Source organism: Mycoplasmopsis caviae, assembly GCF_024498215.1.
GTDB classification, from domain to species: Bacteria; Bacillota_I; Bacilli_A; order Mycoplasmatales; family Metamycoplasmataceae; genus Mycoplasmopsis; species Mycoplasmopsis caviae.
The window spans coordinates 1-24,114 of record NZ_CP101806.1 but is presented as its reverse complement, the minus strand read 5'-3'; the positions used below and the strand labels follow the sequence as shown (position 1 = coordinate 24,114).

Annotated in this window: 15 protein-coding genes and 1 tRNA gene; 10 read left to right on the top strand and 6 right to left on the bottom strand. The window is 25.8% G+C overall.

The features are described 5' to 3' along the window. Positions 1–84 precede the first annotated feature (84 nt). Complete coding sequence (locus NPA07_RS00080) at positions 85–3,906, top strand: hypothetical protein (RefSeq protein ID WP_126118191.1); 3,822 nt, start codon at positions 85–87, stop codon at positions 3,904–3,906. A 108-nt stretch (positions 3,907–4,014) separates the two neighbouring features. On the opposite strand, the gene NPA07_RS00075 is transcribed toward NPA07_RS00080, so the two are convergent. Next, a tRNA-Thr gene (locus NPA07_RS00075) sits at positions 4,015–4,088 on the bottom strand. A gap of 276 nt (positions 4,089–4,364) precedes the next feature. Between NPA07_RS00075 and NPA07_RS00070 the strand changes: the two genes are divergently transcribed. The 9 genes from NPA07_RS00070 to NPA07_RS00030 all read left to right on the top strand — a co-directional run bounded on the left by NPA07_RS00070 (position 4,365) and on the right by NPA07_RS00030 (position 19,503). Next, positions 4,365–6,344 (top strand): hypothetical protein, encoded by a 1,980-nt coding sequence (locus tag NPA07_RS00070; protein WP_126118192.1) that lies wholly within the window; start codon positions 4,365–4,367, stop codon positions 6,342–6,344. A 234-nt stretch (positions 6,345–6,578) separates the two neighbouring features. Beyond that, positions 6,579–8,552: a hypothetical protein gene (locus NPA07_RS00065; RefSeq protein WP_126118193.1), complete on the top strand. Its 1,974-nt coding sequence runs from the start codon at positions 6,579–6,581 to the stop codon at positions 8,550–8,552. A 581-nt stretch (positions 8,553–9,133) separates the two neighbouring features. Beyond that, complete coding sequence (gene msrA / locus NPA07_RS00060; RefSeq protein WP_126118194.1) at positions 9,134–9,610, top strand: peptide-methionine (S)-S-oxide reductase MsrA; 477 nt, start codon at positions 9,134–9,136, stop codon at positions 9,608–9,610. A gap of 110 nt (positions 9,611–9,720) precedes the next feature. After that, entirely contained in the window at positions 9,721–10,758 is a 1,038-nt protein-coding gene (locus NPA07_RS00055) for a V-type ATP synthase subunit I domain-containing protein (RefSeq protein WP_126118195.1), read from the top strand. Between the two features lie 145 nt (positions 10,759–10,903). Next, positions 10,904–11,806 (top strand): DegV family protein, encoded by a 903-nt coding sequence (locus NPA07_RS00050; RefSeq protein WP_126118196.1) that lies wholly within the window; start codon positions 10,904–10,906, stop codon positions 11,804–11,806. 282 nt (positions 11,807–12,088) lie between these two features. After that, positions 12,089–12,277: a hypothetical protein gene (locus NPA07_RS00045; RefSeq protein ID WP_126118197.1), complete on the top strand. Its 189-nt coding sequence runs from the start codon at positions 12,089–12,091 to the stop codon at positions 12,275–12,277. Positions 12,278–12,633: 356 nt separating this feature from the next. After that, positions 12,634–13,125 carry a deoxycytidylate deaminase gene (locus NPA07_RS00040; RefSeq protein WP_126118198.1) on the top strand — a complete coding sequence of 164 codons (492 nt, stop codon included), beginning with the start codon at positions 12,634–12,636 and terminating at the stop codon, positions 13,123–13,125. Between the two features lie 87 nt (positions 13,126–13,212). Continuing rightward, positions 13,213–16,302, top strand: coding sequence for a lipoprotein 17-related variable surface protein (locus NPA07_RS00035; protein WP_126118199.1), 3,090 nt, complete (start codon positions 13,213–13,215; stop codon positions 16,300–16,302). Positions 16,303–16,419: 117 nt separating this feature from the next. Then, on the top strand, positions 16,420–19,503 hold the full coding sequence (locus NPA07_RS00030) for a lipoprotein 17-related variable surface protein (protein WP_126118200.1): 3,084 nt from the start codon (positions 16,420–16,422) through the stop codon (positions 19,501–19,503). Positions 19,504–19,534: 31 nt separating this feature from the next. Here the strand turns inward: NPA07_RS00030 and NPA07_RS00025 are convergent, their stop codons facing one another. From NPA07_RS00025 to dnaA, 5 genes are all read right to left on the bottom strand, one after another. Next, positions 19,535–20,020 carry an isochorismatase family protein gene (locus NPA07_RS00025; protein ID WP_126118201.1) on the bottom strand — a complete coding sequence of 162 codons (486 nt, stop codon included), beginning with the start codon at positions 20,018–20,020 and terminating at the stop codon, positions 19,535–19,537. A gap of 43 nt (positions 20,021–20,063) precedes the next feature. Continuing rightward, on the bottom strand, positions 20,064–20,924 hold the full coding sequence (locus NPA07_RS00020) for a hypothetical protein (protein WP_126118202.1): 861 nt from the start codon (positions 20,922–20,924) through the stop codon (positions 20,064–20,066). A gap of 282 nt (positions 20,925–21,206) precedes the next feature. After that, the gene (locus NPA07_RS00015) at positions 21,207–21,440 is read right to left on the bottom strand and encodes an RNA-binding S4 domain-containing protein (RefSeq protein ID WP_126118203.1); all 234 of its coding nucleotides are present in this window, start codon (positions 21,438–21,440) and stop codon (positions 21,207–21,209) included. Position 21,441: 1 nt separating this feature from the next. Next, complete coding sequence (gene dnaN, locus NPA07_RS00010) at positions 21,442–22,548, bottom strand: DNA polymerase III subunit beta (protein WP_126118204.1); 1,107 nt, start codon at positions 22,546–22,548, stop codon at positions 21,442–21,444. 134 nt (positions 22,549–22,682) lie between these two features. Continuing rightward, on the bottom strand, positions 22,683–24,092 hold the full coding sequence (gene dnaA / locus NPA07_RS00005) for a chromosomal replication initiator protein DnaA (protein WP_126118205.1): 1,410 nt from the start codon (positions 24,090–24,092) through the stop codon (positions 22,683–22,685). Between the last annotated feature and the right edge of the window lie 22 nt (positions 24,093–24,114).

Genomic DNA, 24,114 nt, shown 5'->3' with positions numbered 1-24,114 from the left:
TTTTTGTCAAAGATATATAATTTAAAAAATAAATTTTTTAAGGATACAAAAATAATTAAAAAATTGAAATTTGCAATAGTCCCATTGAGCCTTAGTTTGGCACTACCTTTGGTTTCTTGTAATTGTCAAAGCAAACAAAATAACATCAAAAATATTAATGAATATGCATCAAATATTGAGGTAAGTATTCCGGATGAAAATAGTAAAACTATTGAAGATATAAATTCAATAGATGATTTTTCTTTTACTAATTTTGATAAGACTTTCTATAATTTAACAGAATACAAAATTGAAAAGAATACAATAAATAATAGTTTAACTTTAACATTTAAAGTAAGGGATATTTTTGGTAATTTAAGTAAAACTCAAACAAAAAGATTTAATAATTTTAAATCAAAAACAAAAACTAATCATGCCAAGGAAATTGATGATAGCACTCAAAATGTTTCATTTGATGTTATAAACAAAAACACTAAAAAGAATAATTCAATAAAAAGTCTCAATGATTTTAAAATCTATAATTTAAATGAGACAAAATACTCAATTTATGATCTAAACATCACATATCCAGACTCAACAAGTATTAAAATTTATTACACTATTAAAAGAAACAGTGACAATAAATTAGGTTCAAGAAGAGAACAAACTATTAACGGATTTAAAAATGAACTAACTCCTAATGATGCAATCTCGTCTTTAAGAGTCTCGCTGGTTAATGCCAATTCTACATATGAAGAAATTAACAGCAAACAACTTACTGCTTTCAGTATAAGCTCATATGATGAAAGTAAATTTAAAGTTTCTCTTGATAAACTAACAAAAAGCGGAACATTATTAACTGCAACTTTCTCTCTTACTTCTTTATTAGATTCAAATAAAAAAGTAACCAAGGATTTTCATTTTACTCTTGTTGTAAATTTAAATCCACAAGACATAGATGCTACTAAAAAGATGTTAAACGAATTAGCAAATGCTTCTAAGCCTATATTATTAGTAGAGAATGAATATGCCGACAAGATTATTGCAAATTATGAATCTAACCATTTTTTCTCTTTTAAGAATCTAAACAGTTCAACAACTCACAAAATCACCAAGGTTGAAAAAGTTAGCGATGATAAGATTAAGGTTCATTATACATTTCAAAATTTAGACAATAATGTTGTTTCAGATGAGCACAGTGAAACAATAACACTCAAATCAAAAGAAGAAACTCTTAAATCATATACAGACTACATTAAACAAAAAGACACAAATGTTCCCGATTATAGCGATGAATACAAAGATTCACAAAACCGTGAAGTTCATGTTCATAACTATTCTAATTTTGATAAATACAGAGATGAAAACAGCAACATAAGATCTGTTTTTTATGGACACAAAAATTACACTAGTGGTTTAACTAACTCTTCATACACTAGAACATCACAAATTGGCAATGATGAAGCAGAAATTAAAGAATTACAAGATCTGGTTACAAAATTAAATTCAGATTATAGTAACCTCTCATACAATTTGAGAAGTCAATATTTTAATGCTAACAATATGACCGAAGCTTTGCTTAATTGATATCGTGATTCTTGAATAGATTACATTTACACAAATGTTGACTTAGATACATTTGATTTTCCTAGTGAAATAAACTGAACTGACGGGATAATTAAAAATAAAGAAAAATATAAAAACAGAAAATTTATCAAGCTTTATTCAATGGATAAAATGGATGGTCCATGACACTATCCAAAATTAATATCAAATCAAAGTGAAAAGATCAAGTTATATAACTTCATTAAAAATGGTTTAGCACAAATTAAAAGACATATGAGCGATGTTGATAAACTATATGCAGCGGAACGTTATGTTACTGATTATCTCACATATGTTATGGCCTCAATGCCTACTGGAATTTTTAAATCCATTGAGACTAAATTAGGTGTTTGTCATCATTATGGATCTTTAACAGCACTATTATTAAACTTTGCTGGCGTACAAGCTTTCCCTTATCCAATTCATAATGGTGTTCATCAAATTTTAGCTGTTAATTTAAGAACTAAGAAGCATCCTGATAAGCCAAAATGATATTTTAGTGATCCTACCGAAGTGGAAGAAGCAGTAAGTGGTAGTTTGGCATCAGGTAAATATGAATATACAAGAATGCCAAGATGAGGTACAAACAGTTTATTAATGGACCATAATATTTATCCTGACACTATAAGAGCCTCAAATTTTGTTCTTAATCATATGTTGCCATGATTTAAATTAAGCGATCCTGAATATGGGGGAGATAATTCATTCTACAAAGATAGTATTTTTTCAACTCTTGAAGATAGAAGCAATAAGATGTTAACCGATAATGGAATTGAACTTGTAGAGAAATCTTCAAGCGGTGGACTAACAAGATTTTTCTATCACAAGGATAGTTGATACACAATTTCAAGTTTTAAGCAAAATAACAAGAGAAAAACAGGCTTATTTAAATTCTCACTTTATGATAAAAAAATTAAACTAGTTAAAGATGGTGATAACATCATTGATTCTAATGATGAAGTTGCTAAAATTATTGAATTAAAAGATAATTATCTTTATTCTTTAACTTTCCAAGAAAATAATTTCCTTTATCATTACTTTGGTGATAACTCAACAAAAAAGCATTATTTAAAAGTTTATGATTTAAGTAAAAATAGTTCTCAAAATGTGATCACAAAAGATATAACTAGTGAACTTGAACCATTAAACCCATCTGTTTCAACAATTGATTTTTATGTAAGTGATAAAAATGTTGTCTTCTACAGGTACAATCAATCATTAGATGATGCACGTGGTTCAGACAACCCGCTTAAAACAAACTCCGATATCACTAAGGTGATCATTAACGACACTCAACTAACTAACATTGAAGAAGCCAAAAACAATGAAACATTACTTAATAAGCTACAACTAACAAGAATGCTTTTTGGTTCATTTATGTATTCAGATTCAAAAGATTGAGATATTTATTTACCACTAAACGCTCGTGATGAATTTAACAATTTAAGAAAAGAAATAGAAGCTAAAACATTAGAATCAGGCTTTAATTTGTTTGATACTAACCTTTACACTTCATATGCTGACAAAATTGACCAAGCTTACAATAAACTACTTGAAATTGCTTATACAAAATATGACAAAGTCGAAATTTATAAACAAATTGACCTGCCAAGTAGCATTAATATCAACAAGCAGCATTTAGGGGATTTTGGTTTAAAACTAAATTATAAAGTTGGTAACTATATTCACTTAAAAGAAAAAGATAATAATATGCATATGAATTATGATGTGTATTTTAGCGAAACTAAACCAAATAACTTAAATGACGAAAGTAAAATTGTGCTTAAAAATGTAACTGCAAATGATCTTTTCTTAAGAAGAGAACTACTTCAAAAAAGCGGTTATGTTTGAATCAAAGGCTACTTTGCTCTTGCTAAAAACAAACATCTATTTTCAAATATTGCACAGATAAATGTTGATTCTAAATGACATTGAAATGACTCAATTATTAATGACACAAACCAAGGCTGATATAATGTTAATGTCAATTTAACGAGCAGTAATTTTAATCAACCTATTAATTTACAAACAATTACAAGTTTTTCAGGAGATACATCATCAATAAAATCAGTAAAAGCAAAGTTGTATAGAATCTATAAAAATCAAAAAACATTAATTAATGAACAAAGTTTTAACACTGCAAATAATTCTTCAATAAGCCACCAAATAAAACCTGCCAACATTGAGCCGGGTTGCTACTATTGAGAATTTGTTGTGACTGATAATTTTGGTAAACATACATTTGTCAACTCAAATAGATATTTATCAATCACTGAGAACGATTCAACTAATTTTGATGCTCAAAGTTACTTTAACAAATAATTAATATCTATTTATTTTTCGTCTGTTTTATAGTCTTTTTAGACAAATACTTATTAAAAATTGAAAAAGGTTTTGGTTTTTAAAATAGCCAAAACCTTTATTTTCATATGGTGCCAATTACGAGAATCGAACTCGTGGCTACTGATTACGAGTCAGCTGCTTTACCACTAAGCGAAATTGGCACAATAAATATAAATTATTATACATAAGTTTGCAAAATTTCATATGTTTAAGTTTTACAAAAGGAAAATATACACTTAACTAAACCGTTCTACATCTTAATTTATATCAATTAACCTAAATCACTATAAAACAGCCTTTTATGTTTATTTTATAATATTGATTTCTAAATTTGACCCTTTGTTTAGGCTCGACATCATAACTCGTTAAAATTAGTCAATATTCTAGTATTTATAAAATAATATATACTTTAATTATATGAAGAAGAGGATCAAAAAATGTCTAAAAAATTAAGAAAATTTAACAAATTATTAATGCCTACATTAGTGATTTCTGGTGCACTTCCTTTTGTTGCTGCTCAATGTAATAAAAAATCAAAAAATGAACCACAAACCGAGGCACAAAAAATTGAAAGTGCAAAAACTAAAATAAAAGAATTATTAAAAATTCTTCAAACTAACAAAACTAAATATGTCGGTAAAACTTATGAAAAATTAAGTAAAAATGTTGAACAAATTGTTTCAAAAATTAATGCCACATTAAATAAACAAAATGTTACCTTGGATGAACTAACACAATTCGAAACAAAAACTAAACAAGAAATTGCAGAATTAGAAAATACTTTTAATAAACTTAAAAGTGAGAGAGATGGTTTAATTACAAAATTTCATGAATCAAGAAATTTGCTAATTTCATTTTTTAAACTTTTAACTGAGAAGCCTGTTGAAGATAATCTAGATTGAAGTGTTGAAAAATCTGCAGTGGAGTCAATTATCAACGACACTGATAAATTGATAAAAGACCTTAACACATTAAACCGGCAAATTAGTGAAAAGAATACTTTGTTAGAGCAACAAATATTGCAAATTAACAATAAACTTCGAACTAGTTATAATTTGATCAAAACAATAGTTGAAGATAAATTGAAACAGCTAACTGATAGTTCTTATACTACTATTAAGAATCAAATTACAGAAATATTAAAAAATGCTGAAAACAATAATATGCTTGTTTCTTTCTATGAAAATACTTATTATTTATTATCAGTAAAATTTAAGGAACTTCTTGAAATAAAAAAGAACCAATTCAAACAATTAAAAACTGAACTTGGCACATTAATATTACAAGCTGTAACATTAAAGGAAATGGTAAATAATAAATTTGCTAATATATCAACAACAAACCTTGAAACTGCTATTAGTAATGCTACAGTAGAATTGAATAACAATGAAGCATCAAAAGAAAGTATAGAAACTGTTAAAAATAATCTTCTCAAGGAGATCTCTATTGTAAAAGTCGCTATTGCAAAAGAAGAACTAGGTAATGAAATTAAGAATGTTGAATCTGAATATTCTAAGATTAGTGATGAAAAGTTTTATAAATCATTAAAAAGTTCACTTAAAGAGGTAATTGAAAAAGCAAAAGCAATTCAAAGCCAAACAAATAAGAGTGAAGCAGAATATAAGCAAGCATTAACCAAACTTAAATCAAGTTTTGAAGCGACAAAAACAAATGAGAAGAAAATTGCTGGCTTTGTTCAGTCTATAACTAAATCGTTAAACGAAAGCCAAAAATCGCTGAGCGAAAAAGAAAACAAGAAACTTTTTGAAAATAAGGTAGCAGAATTAAAAAATCAATTATCTAACAAAAAAACCGAATATGAAAACGAAACATTTAATAATATGCCTTTTGATGCCGTAATCAACAAACTGGAAGACTATCAAGATTCAATTGAAAATCTTTATCTATCAATTGATTCTGAACTTAAACAAATAAAAGATGAATATGATGAGTATCTTGATGAGTGAGAAAAAATTAATAATTCAATTAAAAAGTTTGAAGAAAGAATTTCAAACATTGCTAACAAGGATGAATTAATGCAAATGTATAACAATTCAAATGAATATAATCAATTCAAAAATGAGGCAAATATTAGAGGATATAACATTTCTTCTAAAGAAGAATTACAAAGAATAAGCACAAAAGTTAACAATGATTTTTATAACGCTAAAAAGAAATTTACAAAAGAAGAAATATCTAGATTACTAATTGAGTTTGAAACTGAAGGTAAAAAACACAATGATGAAGATTACATGAAAATAATTTTTAAAGTTCAAAGTAGAAACAATATGAACTATAGTGAACTAAAAGAATTGATGAAAAATTTTGATGAAGATCTTTACATCTTAGAAGCTTTATTAAAAGAGGTTGAACAAAAGTTGAGAGAATATAAAGAAAAACTTAATAAAACTATATAATCTGCTTTGACAATTCAAAAATTCAAATTTACCAAAACACCTTTTTTATAGGTGTTTTGGTTTTTTGTACTTTTTGTGGATGTGTTATAATAGCCCTTTTACTTGATGACAATTTTAATATTTTTTTCTCTTTTTTCATATCAAGATTTTGTTTTTGTATTTTATAAAATTAGTCAATATACAAGTATTTTTAAAATAATATATACTTTATTATAAGAAGGGGTAAAAATGTCTATGAAATTAAGAAAATTTAACAAATTATTAATACCTACATTAGTGGTTTCAGGAGCACTTCCTTTTGTTGCTGCTCAATGTGATAAAAAATCAAAAAATGAACCACAGACCAAGGCACAAAAAATTGAAAGTGCAAAAACTAAAATAAAGGAATTATTAAAAATTCTTCAAACTAACAAAACTAAATATGTTAGTAAAACTTATGAAGAATTAAGCAAAAATGTTGAACAAATTGTTTCAAAAATTAATGCCACATTAAATAAGCAGAATGTTAATTTGAACGAATTAGCACAATTGGAAAAAGAAGTAAAACAAGAAATTGCTAGATTAGAAAACATTTACAACAAACTAAAAAATGAAAGAGAAGAAATAATTGCTAAATATGAAAAGACTAAGAATTTACTAATTTCATTTTTTAATCTTTTAACCAGCAAACCAATTGAAGGTATCTTGGATTTTAGTACCGACAAAACAAAAGTCGAATCTATTACTAATGATGCTGATAAATTAATAAAGGATAATAACTTTTTAAACCAACAAATCAGTGAAAAAGTCTCATTATTAGAACAACAAATTGCACAAATTAACGAAAAAGTACATGCTGAATATAACGAGTTTAAGATGAAAGTTCAAAACAAAATGGGCCTTTTGGTTGATAATGCTTACACTGATATTAAGAAGCAAATTGAAGAAATATTCAATAATGAAAGTAAGAATGCATCACTGCCTTCTTTTTATGAAAATATTTATTATTCATTATCTGTAAAATTCAAAGAATTACTTGAAGAGGAAAAGAAACATTTCGATCCAACAAAAATTGAACTAATCAATTTGGTAACAGAAGCCACTTTATTAAAAAAACAGGTAAATACTAAATTTCCTAATGTCTCAACTACAAACCTAGAGACAGCGATTAATAAAGCTAAAACTGAAATAAACAATGTTAATGCAACAGAAGAAAGTATAGCAACCGCCAAGAGTGATATTCATAAAGAAATTTCAAGTATAAAGGTCGTAATTGCCAAAGAAGAATTAGGTAAAGCAATAGAACATGTTGAAGCCGAATATTCAAAAATCAAAGAAGATAAGTTTTATAAATCATTAAAAGATACACTTAAAAAAGTAATTGATGAAATAAAAGGAATTCAAGGTCAAGCCAATAAAACAGAAGATGACTATAAGAAAGCATTAGACAAACTTAAGTCATCTTTAGAACTAACAAAAACAAAAGAAAAGAAAATTAGCGACTTTGTTCAGTCTATAACTAAATCAATTGACGAATGTGAAAAAATATTAAAAGAAAAAGAAAACAAAAAGTTTTTTGAAAATAAAGCAAAAGAATTGAAAAATCAGTTTTCTAGCAAGAAAACTGAATATGAAAGCGAGAACTTTGGCACTTTAACTGTTGATGCCTTAATTAATAAATTAGAAGAATCTAAGGAAAAATTTGAAGATTTACATCTTATGATTGAAGCAGAATTTAAGCAATTAAAAGATGATTATGATGAATACCTTGATGAATGAAAGAAAACTTTTGATGCCATCAAGAAGTTTGAAAAAAGAATTGAAAATGTAGCCAACAAAGAAGAACTGATGAAAATGTATAATACGTCAGATGAATATAATAATTTCAAAGACGAAGCAACTATTAAGGGTTATAACATTTCATCAAGAGATGAATTATTAAGAATAACTAAAAAAGTTGATGCCGACCTCTATAATGCACAAAAGAAATTTACAAAAGAGGAAATAAATAGATTACTTAATGAATTTGAAACTATTGGAAAAGCACATAGTAATGAAGAATATAAACAAATTGAATTTAATGTTCAAGGTAGAAATAAAATGAAATATGAACAACTCAAAAAATTCATGGAAACTTTTGATGACTACCTATATATAATTAATGCTTTATTGGAAGAGGTTGAACAAAAATTAAGTGAATACAAAATCAAACTAAACCATACCTCTTAATTTCTTTTGTCACTTAAGAAACAAAAAAACTAAAATGCTTTTTTATGATGGTTCATTAAGTTAAATAAACAAAGAAATTCTAAAATTCCATATCTAAACCGTAATCTTTGATTAGAAAACTTATGATACTGTTTATTTGGAATTAGGGCCAATTAATTTTTGCAATCTCGGTGTTGTAATGAATATTGGATTGGGCCCTACACAAAATCGAAAAATGTTATTAAAATTACTGACAAAATTTTACAAATACTTCTATTTTATAGGCATATTGTTCATTTTTTTAATTTTAAACACCGAAAGTTGCAATGAACATATGAAACTTGTGAAAACAAGCAATAACTGGTTTGTTTCTTTGGCTTGAATTTACTAATTAACCAGAATGCTTGATTTAAAACTTTTTTGGCTTCTGTTTAGTTTGACACTTTTTAGTAGAATTTTTTACTAATACAGTTATAAAACAGCCATATTAGTAAAATTCAAATTAGTTAAATTTGTGTTACCACAATTTAGGATTTTTGATTTTTCTGTTCATTATTTTTAATTATTAATAAAATATTAAACAAATAGGAAAAGGAGAAAATATGAAGGAAATATATTTTGCAGGCGGTTGTTTTTGAGGAACACAAGCCTTCTTTGATAGTCTAAAGGGTGTTCAAAAAACTTTTGTTGGTTATGCTAACTCAAGAATTGAAAATCCAAACTACAAGCAAGTGTGCACAGGTGAAACAGGGGCAGTTGAAACAGTAAAAGTTATATATGATGAAAATGAAACGTCTATTGTAGAACTTATTAAACAAATGTTCTCAGTTGTAGATCCAACCGCTTATAATCATCAAGGCGAGGATTATGGCACGCAATACCGTAATGGTGTTTATTACATAGATGATAGTGAACATGAAATTATTGCCAACACATTAACTGAATTAGCTAAAAACTATAATAAGAAAATTGTTACTGAAAATTTAAAACTTCAAAATTTCACTCTTGCTGAAGACTATCATCAAGATTACTTAAAGAAAAATCCAAACGGTTATTGCCACATTAAAATTAAAAAATAAAAGCTTGAAGAGAAAAAACGTGTTGTCGTTCTTACTCTTCTTTTTTTGTCTTCTCATCAATTAAAATAATATATACTTTATTTATTAGAATAAAATAGAAAGAGATAAAAATGTCTAAAAAATTAATGAAATTAAACAAACTATTAATTCCATTAGCAATTTCTGGAACACTTCCTTTTATTGCAGCTCAATGTGATAAAAAATCAAAAAATGAACCACAAACAGAAAAACAAAAAATTGATAATGTTAATAATAAAATAAAAGAATTGTTAAAAACTTTAAAAACAAATAAGACAAAATATGCTGAAAAAGATTACGAAGAATTAAACAAAACAGCCGACCAAATTGTTTTAAAAATTGAAACATTTTTAAATAAGCAAAATGCTTCCTTAAATGAATTGACACAATTTGAAACAGAAATTAAAGAAGCAATAAATAATTTAGAAAATACTTATGAAAAATTAAAGAATGAAGGAAAAAATTCAATTGCAAAATATGAAGAATCCAAAAAAAATATTCTTAAATTTTTTAAACTTTTATCTGAAAAGCCTGTTGATGACAATTTAGATTTAAATGTTGATAAATCTGCTATTGAAACAATTATCAAAGATACTGATAATTTAATAAAAGATACTAACACAATAAATAAACAAATTAGTGAAAAAACTACATTGTTTGAGCAACAAATTACACAAATTAGCCAAAAAATACATACTAAGTATGAATCAATTAAGGCAATAGTAGAAGAAAGAATGAAGCCGTTGATCGGTGGTTCCTATACCGATGTCAAAAATCAAATTTATGAAATATTCAAAAATGCTGACAAAAATAAAACTCTTGATGTTTTTTATGAAAACACATACTATTTATTATCAGTAAAATTTAAGAAACTTATCGAAATAAAAAATAAAGAACTTGGTAAACTTAAACAAGAACTTACCGCCATGATAATAGAAGCTAATTCACTAAAAGAAACAGTAAAAAGTAAACACAGCAATATTCCAACTGAAAAATTAGAAAAAGCAATCGCTAATGCTACAACTGAATTAAATAATAGTGATGCAACAAAAGAAAGTATGGAAACAGCCAAAAATAATTTGTCTAAAGAGGTTTCTACTATAAAAGAAGCAATAGCAAAAGTAAAATAAGTAAAAAGTTTGCTAGTTTTAGAATTTCAATATTCTAAAACTCGAATTTACCAAAACACCTATTTTTATGGGTGTTTTCTTTTTTAGGTCCTTCTTCTTTCAAATTTTGCCCTATGTAAAGTTATTTTATTATATAATAGAAAGCATGAAATATGCAATAGTTGTTGACTCATCTTGTGCTTTGACTAAAAAACAAGCCGAAGCTCTTGGATGATTTTATACTCCACTTCACATAAACGTGGATGATAAAGAATTTGAAGATGGTGTTGATATCAACACATCTAATTTGTTTAATTACTATACAAAAAAAGCTAAAGTTAAAACATCAGTTATTAATTTAGCTAAAACAAGTGAACTTTTTGAAAAATTATCTAAGGAATATGACAAAATAATTTTTTATCCTATTTCACATCATTTGTCAAGTACATATCAGACTTCTAAAACAATGGAAGAAGAATTTCCAAAATTAAGAGCCATTAAATCAATTGAAATTGTTCAACTTATTGTTTTGGATTTAATTTGATTTGAACAACAAATGGCTAAAGATCCATCAAAATTTGAAGAATATATTAAGTTTATTGAAGACGGTAGTTTTCATAAATCAATTACACTTATACCTAAATACAATGATTATTTAGTAAAAGGTGGTAGATTACACCCTGCAGCTGCTGCAATTGCAAAACTATTTAAAATTGTGCCATTGATTTCTGTTGATAGGGGAGAATTAAAAAAAGAGGGCGTGGGGCGTGTTTTTGCTAAAAGTACAATCAAAAATATTGCTTCTAAGGCAAAAGATTTTAAACTTGAAAATAAAGACAATGAACTAATTTCTGCTTATGTTCACACCGGTGCTTCACAAGAAGAACAAGAAAAATATATTGAAGAATTTAGAATTCAGTATAAGCAAGAACCTTTTGTTGGTTGACTAGCTCCAGTTGTTGCTATTCATACAGGACCAGAAGCTTTTGCTAATGTTGCTGTTGAATGCCCTAAGGAAACCAAAGAACTCTTCCTAAATAAAATGGAACAAATTAAAGATTTACTATAGTAAACAGCGGTTTACTATTTTTTTTATTTAAGTTATTGACAAAGGTTTACTTTTTATAAAAATTGATACTAAATTAATTTTTTTATCTTTTGATTTTTTTGTTGATAATATAAGCAAACGCAATACTCAAGTAAGATTTAATCATTCGCTATATTAGGTTAGTATATTTAACAGATGCAAACAAATATAGTATCAATTTCCCATAATTTGCAATTAGTATTCCAAAATAATTATTCATTCATTGAAAAAATATTTTACTGAAAAGGTTGCTAATTTATACCAATGATATTTTTAAAAAAAGAATTAAGCAATGAAGAAATTAAAAAATTAAGAAACCAAATTTGAAAATTAGATAAATCAACAAATTTCGAAAAAAAGGCGAGAAATTCATTTCTATCAAATCCTGTTTTGATTCAAAAAACTGATGAATGTGCTCTTGATTTTGACAGTTTGAAATTTGATTTTTTATAAATGCCTATAAAATAGGTTTTTATGGTAAGTATATTATTTTGATTCTAGTAAAATGGACCTAATTCATCAACTTTACCCCGTTTAGGGATATTTTGATATCCTAATGTTTTACTTAAATTTGTGTAATATTCTGGATTTCTAACTCTTAAAAAAGTTTCTTCTCTCGTGTTTAAACTATCGATAAGTACTGCTTTTATCTTTCTTAATGCATCAACAATCCTGTTAATTGTAAATTTTTTACCAAAACAACTGTTTTATAGTTGTTTTGGTTTTTTGATATGTTTTAAAAATTTTTAATTTTTTTCACTTTTGCCACTAAATTTTATTTTTTCGCCATTAAAAGTATAATTAAACACATGAAAAATAAATCGTTATATTGAGATGGATACTTTATGGCATTAGCTAAAGTGTCTGCATTGAGATCTAAAGATCCTTCAACAAAAGTTGGCGCTTGCATTGTAAATGAACACAAAAGAATTATTGCACTTGGTTATAATGGAATGCCAAAAGGTATTGATGATGAATTTCCATGAGACCGCGAAGGTGAAAGCCCAAAAGAAACAAAATATGCTTATGTTGTTCATGCTGAAATGAATGCAATATTAAATACAAATAATAATCTTGATGGTTGTACAATTTTTACTTCACTTTACCCTTGTTCAAGTTGTGCTAAGACAATTGCACAGTCAGGTATTAGCGAAGTTGTTTATGAAGATGACAAATATCACGATACAGAAGATGCAGAAATAGCAAGACACATCTTAAATGCAAGCAATATTAAGACAAGAAAAATTGAAATTGAAACAAATGTTGAAGTTCAAGTTGGAAAAAACAAATACAAAAACTAGATATCACAAATAAACCATTGGGTTTATTTTTATTTTGCATTTTTATATAATTTAGTTATATCTAAAAGATATAAAAGGAAGAGATAAATGAAAAAGAATAGAAAGAAGGCATTAGCTTTATTGCCATTAGCAGGTGCAATAGTAAATTTACCGCTTATTGCTTCTTCGTGTGGTACAGAAGTAAAACCGCAAAAGCATGAATTAAGCAAAGATGAACTTAATACATTGGCCAAACAAATTAAATTCGAATTAATAGCCGACCTAACAAAGGAACAAATACTTTCACAAAAAGAAAATGCTTTTAATATAACTAACCTAGATTCAAGAGTTCAATTGGTTTTTAAAGATATTTCAATTGATGCACAAAATAAAATTATTATTTCTTATCAAGTTAAGGACAAAACTAATCAAAATAACTTATCAGATGTGATAATAAATGATGAATTGAAATTAATAGACCTTACAACATTTAATCAATTAAACCATTTAAGAGATGTAATAGAAATAAAAGCAAAACCTAATTTATATGCATTTGAGCTTGTAGAGAAAAAAACCGATGGTTTAGAAATTAAAAATATTGATCCAAAAGTTGAATTTAAACTTATTTCAGTTGTTGAAAATAGTGATTATATTAGTGTTAATGTTACATTTTCTATTGTTGACAAGTCAAAAACTACAAATGAATCGGAACCTAGAACAATAAAAATAAAAGCTAAAGAATTTCCAAGCATTGTTGAAGAATTAACAAATGTAAGTGCAAATGTTACAGACATTAGTAATACACCTTGAAGTGAAATGAGTAAGGATAAAATCACTTTTAGTAATTTTGACAACAAAGTCTTTGAAATAGTTGATTTTGAAGAAAAAACAAAGGAAAAAGATAACTATAAATTTGAATTTAAACTACAAAACAAATATACAAAAGAAAAGAGTGAAAAGAAAGAATTCACATTTAATGAATTAGCATTATCTACTGAAGAACTAAATCAAATTTTGGAAAGTGTTTCAATTCAACAAAACAGCTCACACACTAAAGAAGAATTTGAATCAGATTTATTGAATAACCCAAATGGTATATATAAAACAGTAACAATTAGTGGTCTTTCAGATAATACAAAAGTAGACTTTATTTCAACAAGAGATTCACAAGAACCAAATAAATTGGTGGTTGAATACAAAATTTCTAAGAAAAATATTCCAAATAATCATTCAACTAAAACGAAAACGATAAAAGTTACATATGTGAGCCAAGGCACTATTGATATTGAAGGAATTTTTGAAAATGCTACACTCACATATGAAGGCGGTATTGAAAAAGTAAATGCATATGATGTTGAAATAAATAAAATTAAATTAACAGGTCTAAAGAATGAGAATGAATTAAGCAACATTAATTTAAGTTTTGTCAAAACAAAACCTGATGACCGTGATGAAGTTCAAAACGGAACTAGAAAAATAGAAGTTACATTTAATTTTAAAGGAAAACAACACACAAGAGTTTTAGAACTAAAAGTTCAAAAATCACACAAAAATATAAATTCATCTCTAAAAAATCTTAATAGTATAAGCATTTTTGAAAATGCAGATGTTATCGATGAGCTAGAAAAACTTACAGATAATACAGAACTTATTTATGATGCAAAAGGTTTTAGAAAACAATTTGGTACTATAAAAACAACAAGTGGCAAAGTATTATTTAATCACAAACTAATTGCATTAGCCTTTTCAAAAAAGGATTTATTATCTAAAAATAAGGTTATTTTTAAAAAAGATACAAACAATTATTATTTAACATTTACGTTAGGATATGTTCTTAGCAATGTTGCAACATATCATTATGAAACAACAACAGTAACATTACCTAAATTAGTAAAAAAAGAAGACTTAAAAACATTGCTTGAACAAAAGAAAGCTGAATTTGATTACAAAAACAAAGCAACAACATATGTTACAGATGCAACAGTTGATGGAATAATCAAACCTGACTTTGGAGATGGTTATGAAGTTGTTATCACTGAATTAACAAGAGGCAATGACAAATTAACATTTAATGCTCAACTAAAAAGTAAAAAGATTAATAACTTAATTAGTAATGCGATTAAAATTGAAATTACTGGTTTTAAAGCTAGTCAGCTTATGGGCGAAATAGAAAAAATGAACTTCACAATTGAAGATTCATTTAAATCTAGTGAAGCAAAAGACTTTACAGATGTATCAAACTTGAAGATTAAGGACAAAACCACAAATTCAGAAATTAACTTAACTTCAAAAGGTATAACAGTTGAAAAAACAATAACAAGTTTTGATAATTATGCTGGTACTGTTACATTTAATTTAAAATTTACAAAAAATGATGAAATTGTCAATATTGGTCACATTGTTTCAGGTTTTAAAGTCGAAGAAATTACATTAGAAAAAATTAAAGAAAACACAAAAGTTGAATTAGTAAAAAATAATGTTAAATTGGATGCTTCTTACTTCTTAGCATCATACATAACAAAAAGCGAAATTTCAATTTCCGGTTTTGAAAAATTCCAAAAATATAATTCAACAATTAAAGCAGAAGTTACATCTCTAACTAGCGATGTATCAAATGGAACTATTAAGATTACTGTGACATTTACTTTAGATTCAAAAACTGAAACGAAAGAATATACAATCAATGGTTTTAGCAAGAGTCTAAAAACAAGTACTCAAAATATGGAATTTGCTGCCAAAATGAAACTTCTTGTTTATCTAGCAAAAAATAATCTTCTTTTTGCAAAATTAGAAGACTCTATGATTAAAATCATAAAAAGCATTAGACCTTTAACTAGTTCAATACCAAAAAGTTACATTCAATATGGTTTAAAAAAATATAGTCCTAGTCCATTTACATTTGAAGATGATTTCAAATATAGCTATATTTTTGATTTTATTAAAAATGATGCAGAAACAGATGAAACAGAAAAATTTGACTCGTTAGTCAAAACTTATGTAGTGGGTTCAACATTTTCAGCTTTCTCACCTAGAACATGACACCTTACCGCTTTAGGAAACTCACAAGAAAAGAAAATAAATGTTAAATTTATTATCATAAGTAGAAATACAAAAAAAACAGAAGATGAATTGAAAACATATACTCCAACAACAGAAGAAACAAGCGAAGTATTTACTTGAGAACTTGGTTCATACTAATATAAAAGTGGCGTTTGCCACTTTTTGCTTTTTGTTACTAAAAAAGAATCTTAATATCAAATCATTAGATTTAATATAATTTAGTTATATCTAAAAGATATAAAAAGGAAGAGATAAATGAAAAAGAATAGAAAAAAGGCATTAATTTTTGCTCCATTTATTGGCGGACTAACAAGCCTACCTGTTGTCGCTTCTTCATGTGGTACAGAAGTAAAACCACAAAAGCATGAATTAAGCAAAGATGAACTTAATACATTAGCAAAGCAAATAAAATTCGAATTAAAAGCCAACCTAACAAAGGAACAAATACTTTCACAAAAAGAGAATGCTTTTAATATAACCAATCTAGATTCAAGAGTTCAATTGGTTTTTAATGATATTTCAATTGCTGCACAAAATAAAATTACTATTTCTTATCAGGTTAAAGATGTGAACAATCAAAATAACTTGTCAGATGTAATACTTATATCTCCAAATGAACAGTTTAATAATTTAAGAGATATTGTAAAGATATCAGCAAAACCTAATCTATATGCATTTGAGGTTGTAGAACAAAAAATTGAAGGATTACAAATTGCAAACTTAGATCCAAAAGTTGAATTTAAACTTGTTTCAATTGTTGAAAATAGTGATCATATTAGTGTCGATGTTACATTTTTTGTTGTTGATAAATCTAAGGATACAAACAAATCAGAACACAAGACAGTAAATGTAAAAACTAAAAAATTTTCTAATATTGACGAAGAATTAAATAAACTAAGTGCAAGTGTAAAGAAACAACATGAGTTATATTCAAAAGATGTTAATAGCTCGTTAGTTGCTTTTAGCAATTTTGACAAAAAAATCTATGAAACAGTTGAATTCGAAGAAATCAGCAGGACAATTAACGAATATAAATTTAGTATAAAACTCAAAAATAAATATACAAATGAATTGAGTTCAACTAAAAAATTTACACTTGAAAACTTTAGAATAAGTGATAATGAATTAGAAAATATTTTACAAAAAATAAGCATTATTCAAAATGGCGAATTTACCAAAGAAGAATTCAAAACAGATTTATTAGATAATGCTATGGGTGAATATAATACCATTAAAGTTGTTTCACTACCTTACTTTATTAAAGTTGTTTTTGTGTCTGTTGAAGAAATAACAAATACAAACAAACTAAAACTCAAATACCGTATTGAACACAAAAACATTTATAATAATAAACTTAATAAAGAAGCAAGTACAGAAGTTGTTTATAAAACTACAAATGATGTTAATCTCGACGATGAATTAGCAAATGCTAAATTAACTTATGAGGGTGATATTGATAAGATTAACGCTTATGATATTGATATAAACAAAGTTAAACTTACTGGTTTAAAAAATAGTTCACTGTTCACAAATATAAAATATAAATTTGTTAATAGTGAACCAAATAATCTTGATGAAGTTCAAGTAGGTAAAAGAAATATTAAAGTTGAATTCGAGTTTCAAAATAAAACATATAGTAAAACATTTTCTCTTAATGTTCAAAAAACACACAAAACTATCGTTCAATCTCTAAAAGTTCTTAATGATACAAAAGTTATTGAAAATCTTGAAGTAATTAATATTTTAAACTCACTTGAAAATAACAGTGAATTAGTCTTTTCATCAAAGCCTAACTTTGGAACGGCACTAGGAACAATTAAAAAAGAAAAACAAGGTTTAACACTATTTAACCATAAAATTACAGCTCAAACTTTTTCAACAAAAGAAGCTTCATCAAAAAATAAGATTATTTTTACAAAAGATCAAGATAATTATTTTTTAAGTTTTACGTTAGGTTATATAATCGCTGGTAAACCTATATACCATTATGAAGAAACAAAGATTAAATTGGCAAAAATTAAAACTCAAGCAGAACTAAAAGAGTTGTTAATTTCTAAAAAAGATGAGTTTGATTACACAAATAAAAATAATATAGTAACTTCAAGTGCAACAATGGATGGTATTACAAAACCTAATTTTGGACCTGAATATGAAGTTGTTATTAAAGATATGCTGAAAGGCACAGATAAAATTACCTTTTCAGTTCAATTAAGAAATAAAAAGATTAGAGATCTAATTAGTGAACCGGTCACAATCCAAATTACAGGTTTTAAATTAAGTGACCTCGCACAAGAAATCCAAAATATGGAATTTTCTGTTGATGATACATTCAAGAGTAAAGAGGCAAAAGAATTTAAGGATGCTGAACAATTAAAAATAAAGGACAAAACGACACATACTGACTTTGATTTTTCAACCAAAGGTATTACAGTAGAAAAATCTATACAAAGTTTTGACAACTACAATGGTACAGTTACATTTAACATAAAATTTACAAAAGGAAGCGAAATTTTAAACATAGTTCAAACTATTGATGGATTTAAAAAAGAAACCATAACATTTGATTCAATTTTCTCTGCAACAAAAGTTATGTTGAAGAAACAAAATATTGAACTTGACAAAAAATACTTCTTATCTTCATATATTACAGAAAAAGAAATAATGCTTAGTGGATTTGAAGCACTACAAAAACATAATTCGACTATTAATGTTAATGTTTCAAAATTAACACCTGATATTGCAACAGGCAAATTGAAAATAGAATTAACTGCTTCACTTGATTCAACAACTAAAACAAAAGAAATTGATTTAGATGGTTTTAATAAAAATCTAAAAGCGGGTTCAGAAAATATGACACTTGATAGCAAAATGAAATTAATTGTTTATCTTGCAAAAAATAAAATTTTATTCAATCAACTTGATAAAAAAACACTAACAAGTATGAAATCGTATCAAGCCCCTGGTATTACCGGTGGTAAATTCCTTTGTTTTATTGGACAAGGACTTAAGAAGTTTGGTTCAAACACAATGGACTTACAAGAAGAATTGAATTATACATTTGCTTTTGATTTCTTATCACAAGATAATAAAGCTGACACACTAGAGAAATTTAATGAATTAATTGAAAACCATGTTGTAGGCGAAAAATTCTCAAATTATCAAAAATTAAGTTGGCATCTTAAAATAACAAAAAATGAAAATAAGAAAACTTTATCAACAAAATTTAGAATTATTGGTCGAAAAACAACTAAGGTTGCATTTTCATCTTATAATTATCCAACATTATCCGGTGATGATGACGAATATAAAACTTTCGAATGATATTTAGGACAATATTAAATCCCAAAATTAAAAGTGGCCTTGCCACTTTTTAGTTTTCGCTCCTTAATATGTCTGCAAAATTAATTATGTTATTTTTACCTATAAGTCTTTCTAAAACTTTTAATCCCGCATTGTGTTGTTTTATTCCACCATTTGAAGCACAAAAGTCTTTGATGACAATCGGTCTAATGTTATTTTCAAAAATATCAACTGCTGTTTTTAAAACGCAACAATCTGTGTCAATACCACAAAGATAAATTTCTTTTGGTAATTCACCATTATTTAATTTCTTTAATTTTTCCTTTAATTCAGAAGTTCAAAATGTGTAGGTATTTTTTCTGATAATAGCATCAAATTTTAAACCTGACACCAAATCAATTTCATCTTTATTTCTTAATTTTGTTCATTTTAAAATTTCTTCATACGGGGAATTTTCATTATTAATAAATTGTGAAGCAACCTTTATATCAAAATAATTGTTGTTTGATAATTTTACAATTTTTTGTGATTTTTTTGTGTGTTGTTGTATCGACAAAAACCTTTTTGTACATCAATAATTAAAAGAATTTTATTTTTCATTATTTTCTCCTATTCTTTATTGCTTCAAAAACAATATAGAAAATAACAATAACAGTAACTCCTAAAATAAGTATAAGTGTTGCAATATCTACGACAGTGTTTTTGTTTTGTCTTCAAACCTCAATAATTTTTAATATTGAAAAACCAACACTAAGAAAAGTTGTTATTGTTTTAAGAAAAATTGAAAATCTTTTTTTGCTTTTTTCAATAATAGATTTTGAATGATTCAAAATACCGCTTGTTTTCTTTAACGCAACAATTATTTTGTTTTTAAAAGTTCCCATATTTGCAGAAAAATCAGTTTGCAATTCAGTATCAATTATTTTTAGAAGTGTTTCATTATAAAAATTTTGTTTAATTTTATTAAGTTTATTTTTTACATTTTCTAGTGTTGCATCAATTAAAAATCATCTATTTTGTATTCATAATTCACATTCTATCAGCGATTTTAAATTTTCGTTATTATTCATTTCTTCAACCAGAGATTCAAAATTATATGAATTGGTAATTGAAACAACTGATCATGAACAAATAATATCGCTTTTAGAACCTTTTATTCCTTCAAAATCTTCGATTTTTATTCACTTTTCCAAACTTGAATCAATATTGCCATCAAAATGCTGAATTGATTTATCAGAAAGAACCAATGTCATAACATAAGAAAAACCATTATGTTTATAATTTGTTGAATTGGTTTCTCTTTTGACTTTTCTTTCTTTAAATCCTTTTATTTCTGAAACAATTTTTAAAATTTTGTTTCTTGCTTGAATAATTGCATCTTTTAATTCGCTTTTAAAATTTTGGTTTTTTAAAAAATTATATTGAGATGTTTTCTTTTGTCAAAAAACAAAAGAATCCAAATTTTCTACTTTTGTTCTTTGTTCTTGTGTTAAAAATTCTTTTTCAAAATCATTAACTATAAAGCAACCAACACCGTTTTTATTAATTGCTAGAAAAATTTTGTCTTTATATATTTCTTTAACAATAATATTTTCTTTTTCTAATATTAAATTTGTTTTTTCTTTATATTCATTACTTATCTTTTCTACAAAAACACTTTTTAATTTTTGTGATATTTTTTATCAAATAAAATATCATCTTCAAACACAATCCCTAAATCAAAAGGTATTAAATGAACAAATTTATTTTTCATATTGATTCTCTAATTTCTTAATAACAAACACTTTATTATTAACTCATACAATGTCGCCAATTTTTACTTTTGCACTTCTTCCTTTTGGTTTTTTATCATTTATTAATATTTTTGTAGATATTAAGTATGCTTTTGCTTGTCCCCCTGTATCTATTAAACCTATTTTTTTTAATAATTGGCCTATTGTTATATATTCATCTTTTAAAAAAATTTCATTATTCATATTATCTTCTCATTGGGGTAACTAATTGTTTTGATTCTTTATTTGAATCAGAAGCAATAAGAATTTTTTGTATATTTTTATCAAATAAAATTAAAACATCTCCTTCAAAAACACTTAGAGCATCTTTTAAAAAATGATAATTAATATCAAATTCGAATGCTTTTCCTTCAAATTTAAAGTTTTGTGTTTTTGCAACTGATATACTAATTTCATCTAATTTATTTAATACAGATATTTCACTTTTATTTATTGTAAATTCAAGTCTGTTTTGTTTATCTGAGGTACCAAGCCAAACTTTATTTATTAAATCATTAATTTCTTCTTTTTTAATAAACAATTTATTTTCAATATCCATTGAAGTAAATAAACTTTCAATATCAGGGTAAGGTAAATCAACAATTCTTGAAGTAATTACTGTATTTTTATATTCAATTCCCATTTTTATTCTATTAAAGAAAAAAGTAATTTTTTTAGGTGCATCTGCTGGTATTAAATCTTTTACATCTTTACTATTAACTGAAAATTCTTCATTTGAGTATTGATAATTATTTAAATTCATTGAATAATAAGAAAGTCTTGCTGCATCTGTTGCTGTCAAATTTAATTTATTATCTTTAAATTTAAAATTAATACATTTATAAACAAGCGAAGAATCTTGGCTAACTGCAAATATCGTTGATTTTATAGCTTTTCTAAATTCGTTAGTGTCTATTTCAATTTTTTTCAAATTTATATTTTCTTCTATTTCAGGAAATGAACTTATAGGATTTGTTGTTAATTTATAATTTGAATTTCTTTGTGATATTTCTAATCTTGTAGAAAATTCTTGGTTAAGAGTTATCATCCCACTTAATTTTTTAATAACATTCTTAAAAATATTTGCTTGTATTAAAAACATTCCTGTTTCTTCTATTTTTATATTAACATCATCTACATCTAATGATTTAATAATATTTATAACACCATTTGAAGCTGAAAACGTAATTTTTTCATTTTCTACTTTAATTAATATACACCTAAAACCATAAAGTGAATTTATAGGATCAGAATATTTTGTTACTATTTCTAGTGTTTCATCTAACAACTGTTTTTTAATGTGAAATTTCATAAAAACTCCTTTTAAATATATTAATAATATGTTTTGTTATTTTGTGGAAAACTTATAAAAAAGCAAATTTTTAACTTTTTTTATTATATTTTTTAACTTTTTTATTTTTTTAAATGTTAATAAGCAGTGAATAACTATTTTAATTTGTAGATATCATCACTAATCATTGATATAGTTCTTTTTATTGTTTTATCAGGCATATCGCTTTCTGTTTCAATTTTTTTAATAGCATTAATTATTGTCGAATGGTCTCTATTACCAAAAATTTGGCCAATCTGTTCAAGTGGAATTTCGAGTTGGTTTCTTATTACATAAATAGCAATATGTCTTGCTAAAACAACATCTTTTTGTCTTCCTTTACCAAGGATTTCTTTTTTTGGTATTTTGTAATATTTTGCGACATATTCGATAATGGAATCAGGTGTAATATTTTCTTTTGTTTGTTGCATGTCTTTTAGTATTGAATTTACAACAGCAACAGTATATTTTGAGTTAGTTCTACTCATTTCAGCACGATAGAATTTTAATCTAGTAATAGCACCAATAAGTGTTCTTATTGAAGTCGAGTAATTTCTTGTTATAAAATTCTTTGCTTCTTTTTCTCATGCCTCTGGTTGCATTTGATTTATGTCAAGCATATAATCAAGAACTCTTAATAAATCTTCTTGTTGTGGTTGTTTAATTTCAAGTTGAAGTCCCATAAAAAGTCTTGAAACTAAACGCTCATCAAACATTGCATTTAAGTTATTTATAGGCTTATCTGAACAAAATATAGTGATTTTATCATTATTTAATCTAAAATCTAAAATATTATAAATAGTTTGAATTGTTGCTTTTTTATTGCCAACCCCATAACTTTGAAAATCATCAAACATTAAATAGTCTGCATTATCAAACTCATCTTTTATTCTCTTTAATTTTGCTTGGTCATTTTCTTGTAAATAAAAAGAAATATCTCTTGCATATATACTCGGATTTATGTATTTTACACTTTTGCCTTGTTCTTGTAATTTGTTACCAATAGCATGTAGCAAGTGTGTTTTCCCTAACCCGCTTTTAGCATAAATAAATATTGGATTGTATTCTATTCCACCTTTAATTAAATAATTTGCTAATTTAATTGCATCCTTATTAAAATTGCTTTCTACATAGTTATCAAAAGTTAATTCTTTATTTATATCAACACCAAGTTTAACTTCTTGTTGTATAACTTTTGAGTTTGTTTTAGTTGAAGAAGATTTTGTGGTTTTTAATTTTGGATTTACCACATGTATAAATTCATAACTACAACGCTTTTCGAATGTTTCTTCAAGTGCTTTTAAAATATTGGCATCAAGCATTTTAACAACAATTTCAAGGCTTGGTTTTTGTAATCAAGTTTGTATTTTGACATGATTATTTTGGTCGATACTAACAATTGTAAAGTTTGAAATGAAGTTTTTATATAACATCTGGTCATTTACATCAGCACTTAAAGATTTTAAAAATGTTAATGTATTGGCTTTCATTGTAATTGCGTCTTTTAAACCTTTATTTTGTTCCATAGTATATTAATAATAATATTTT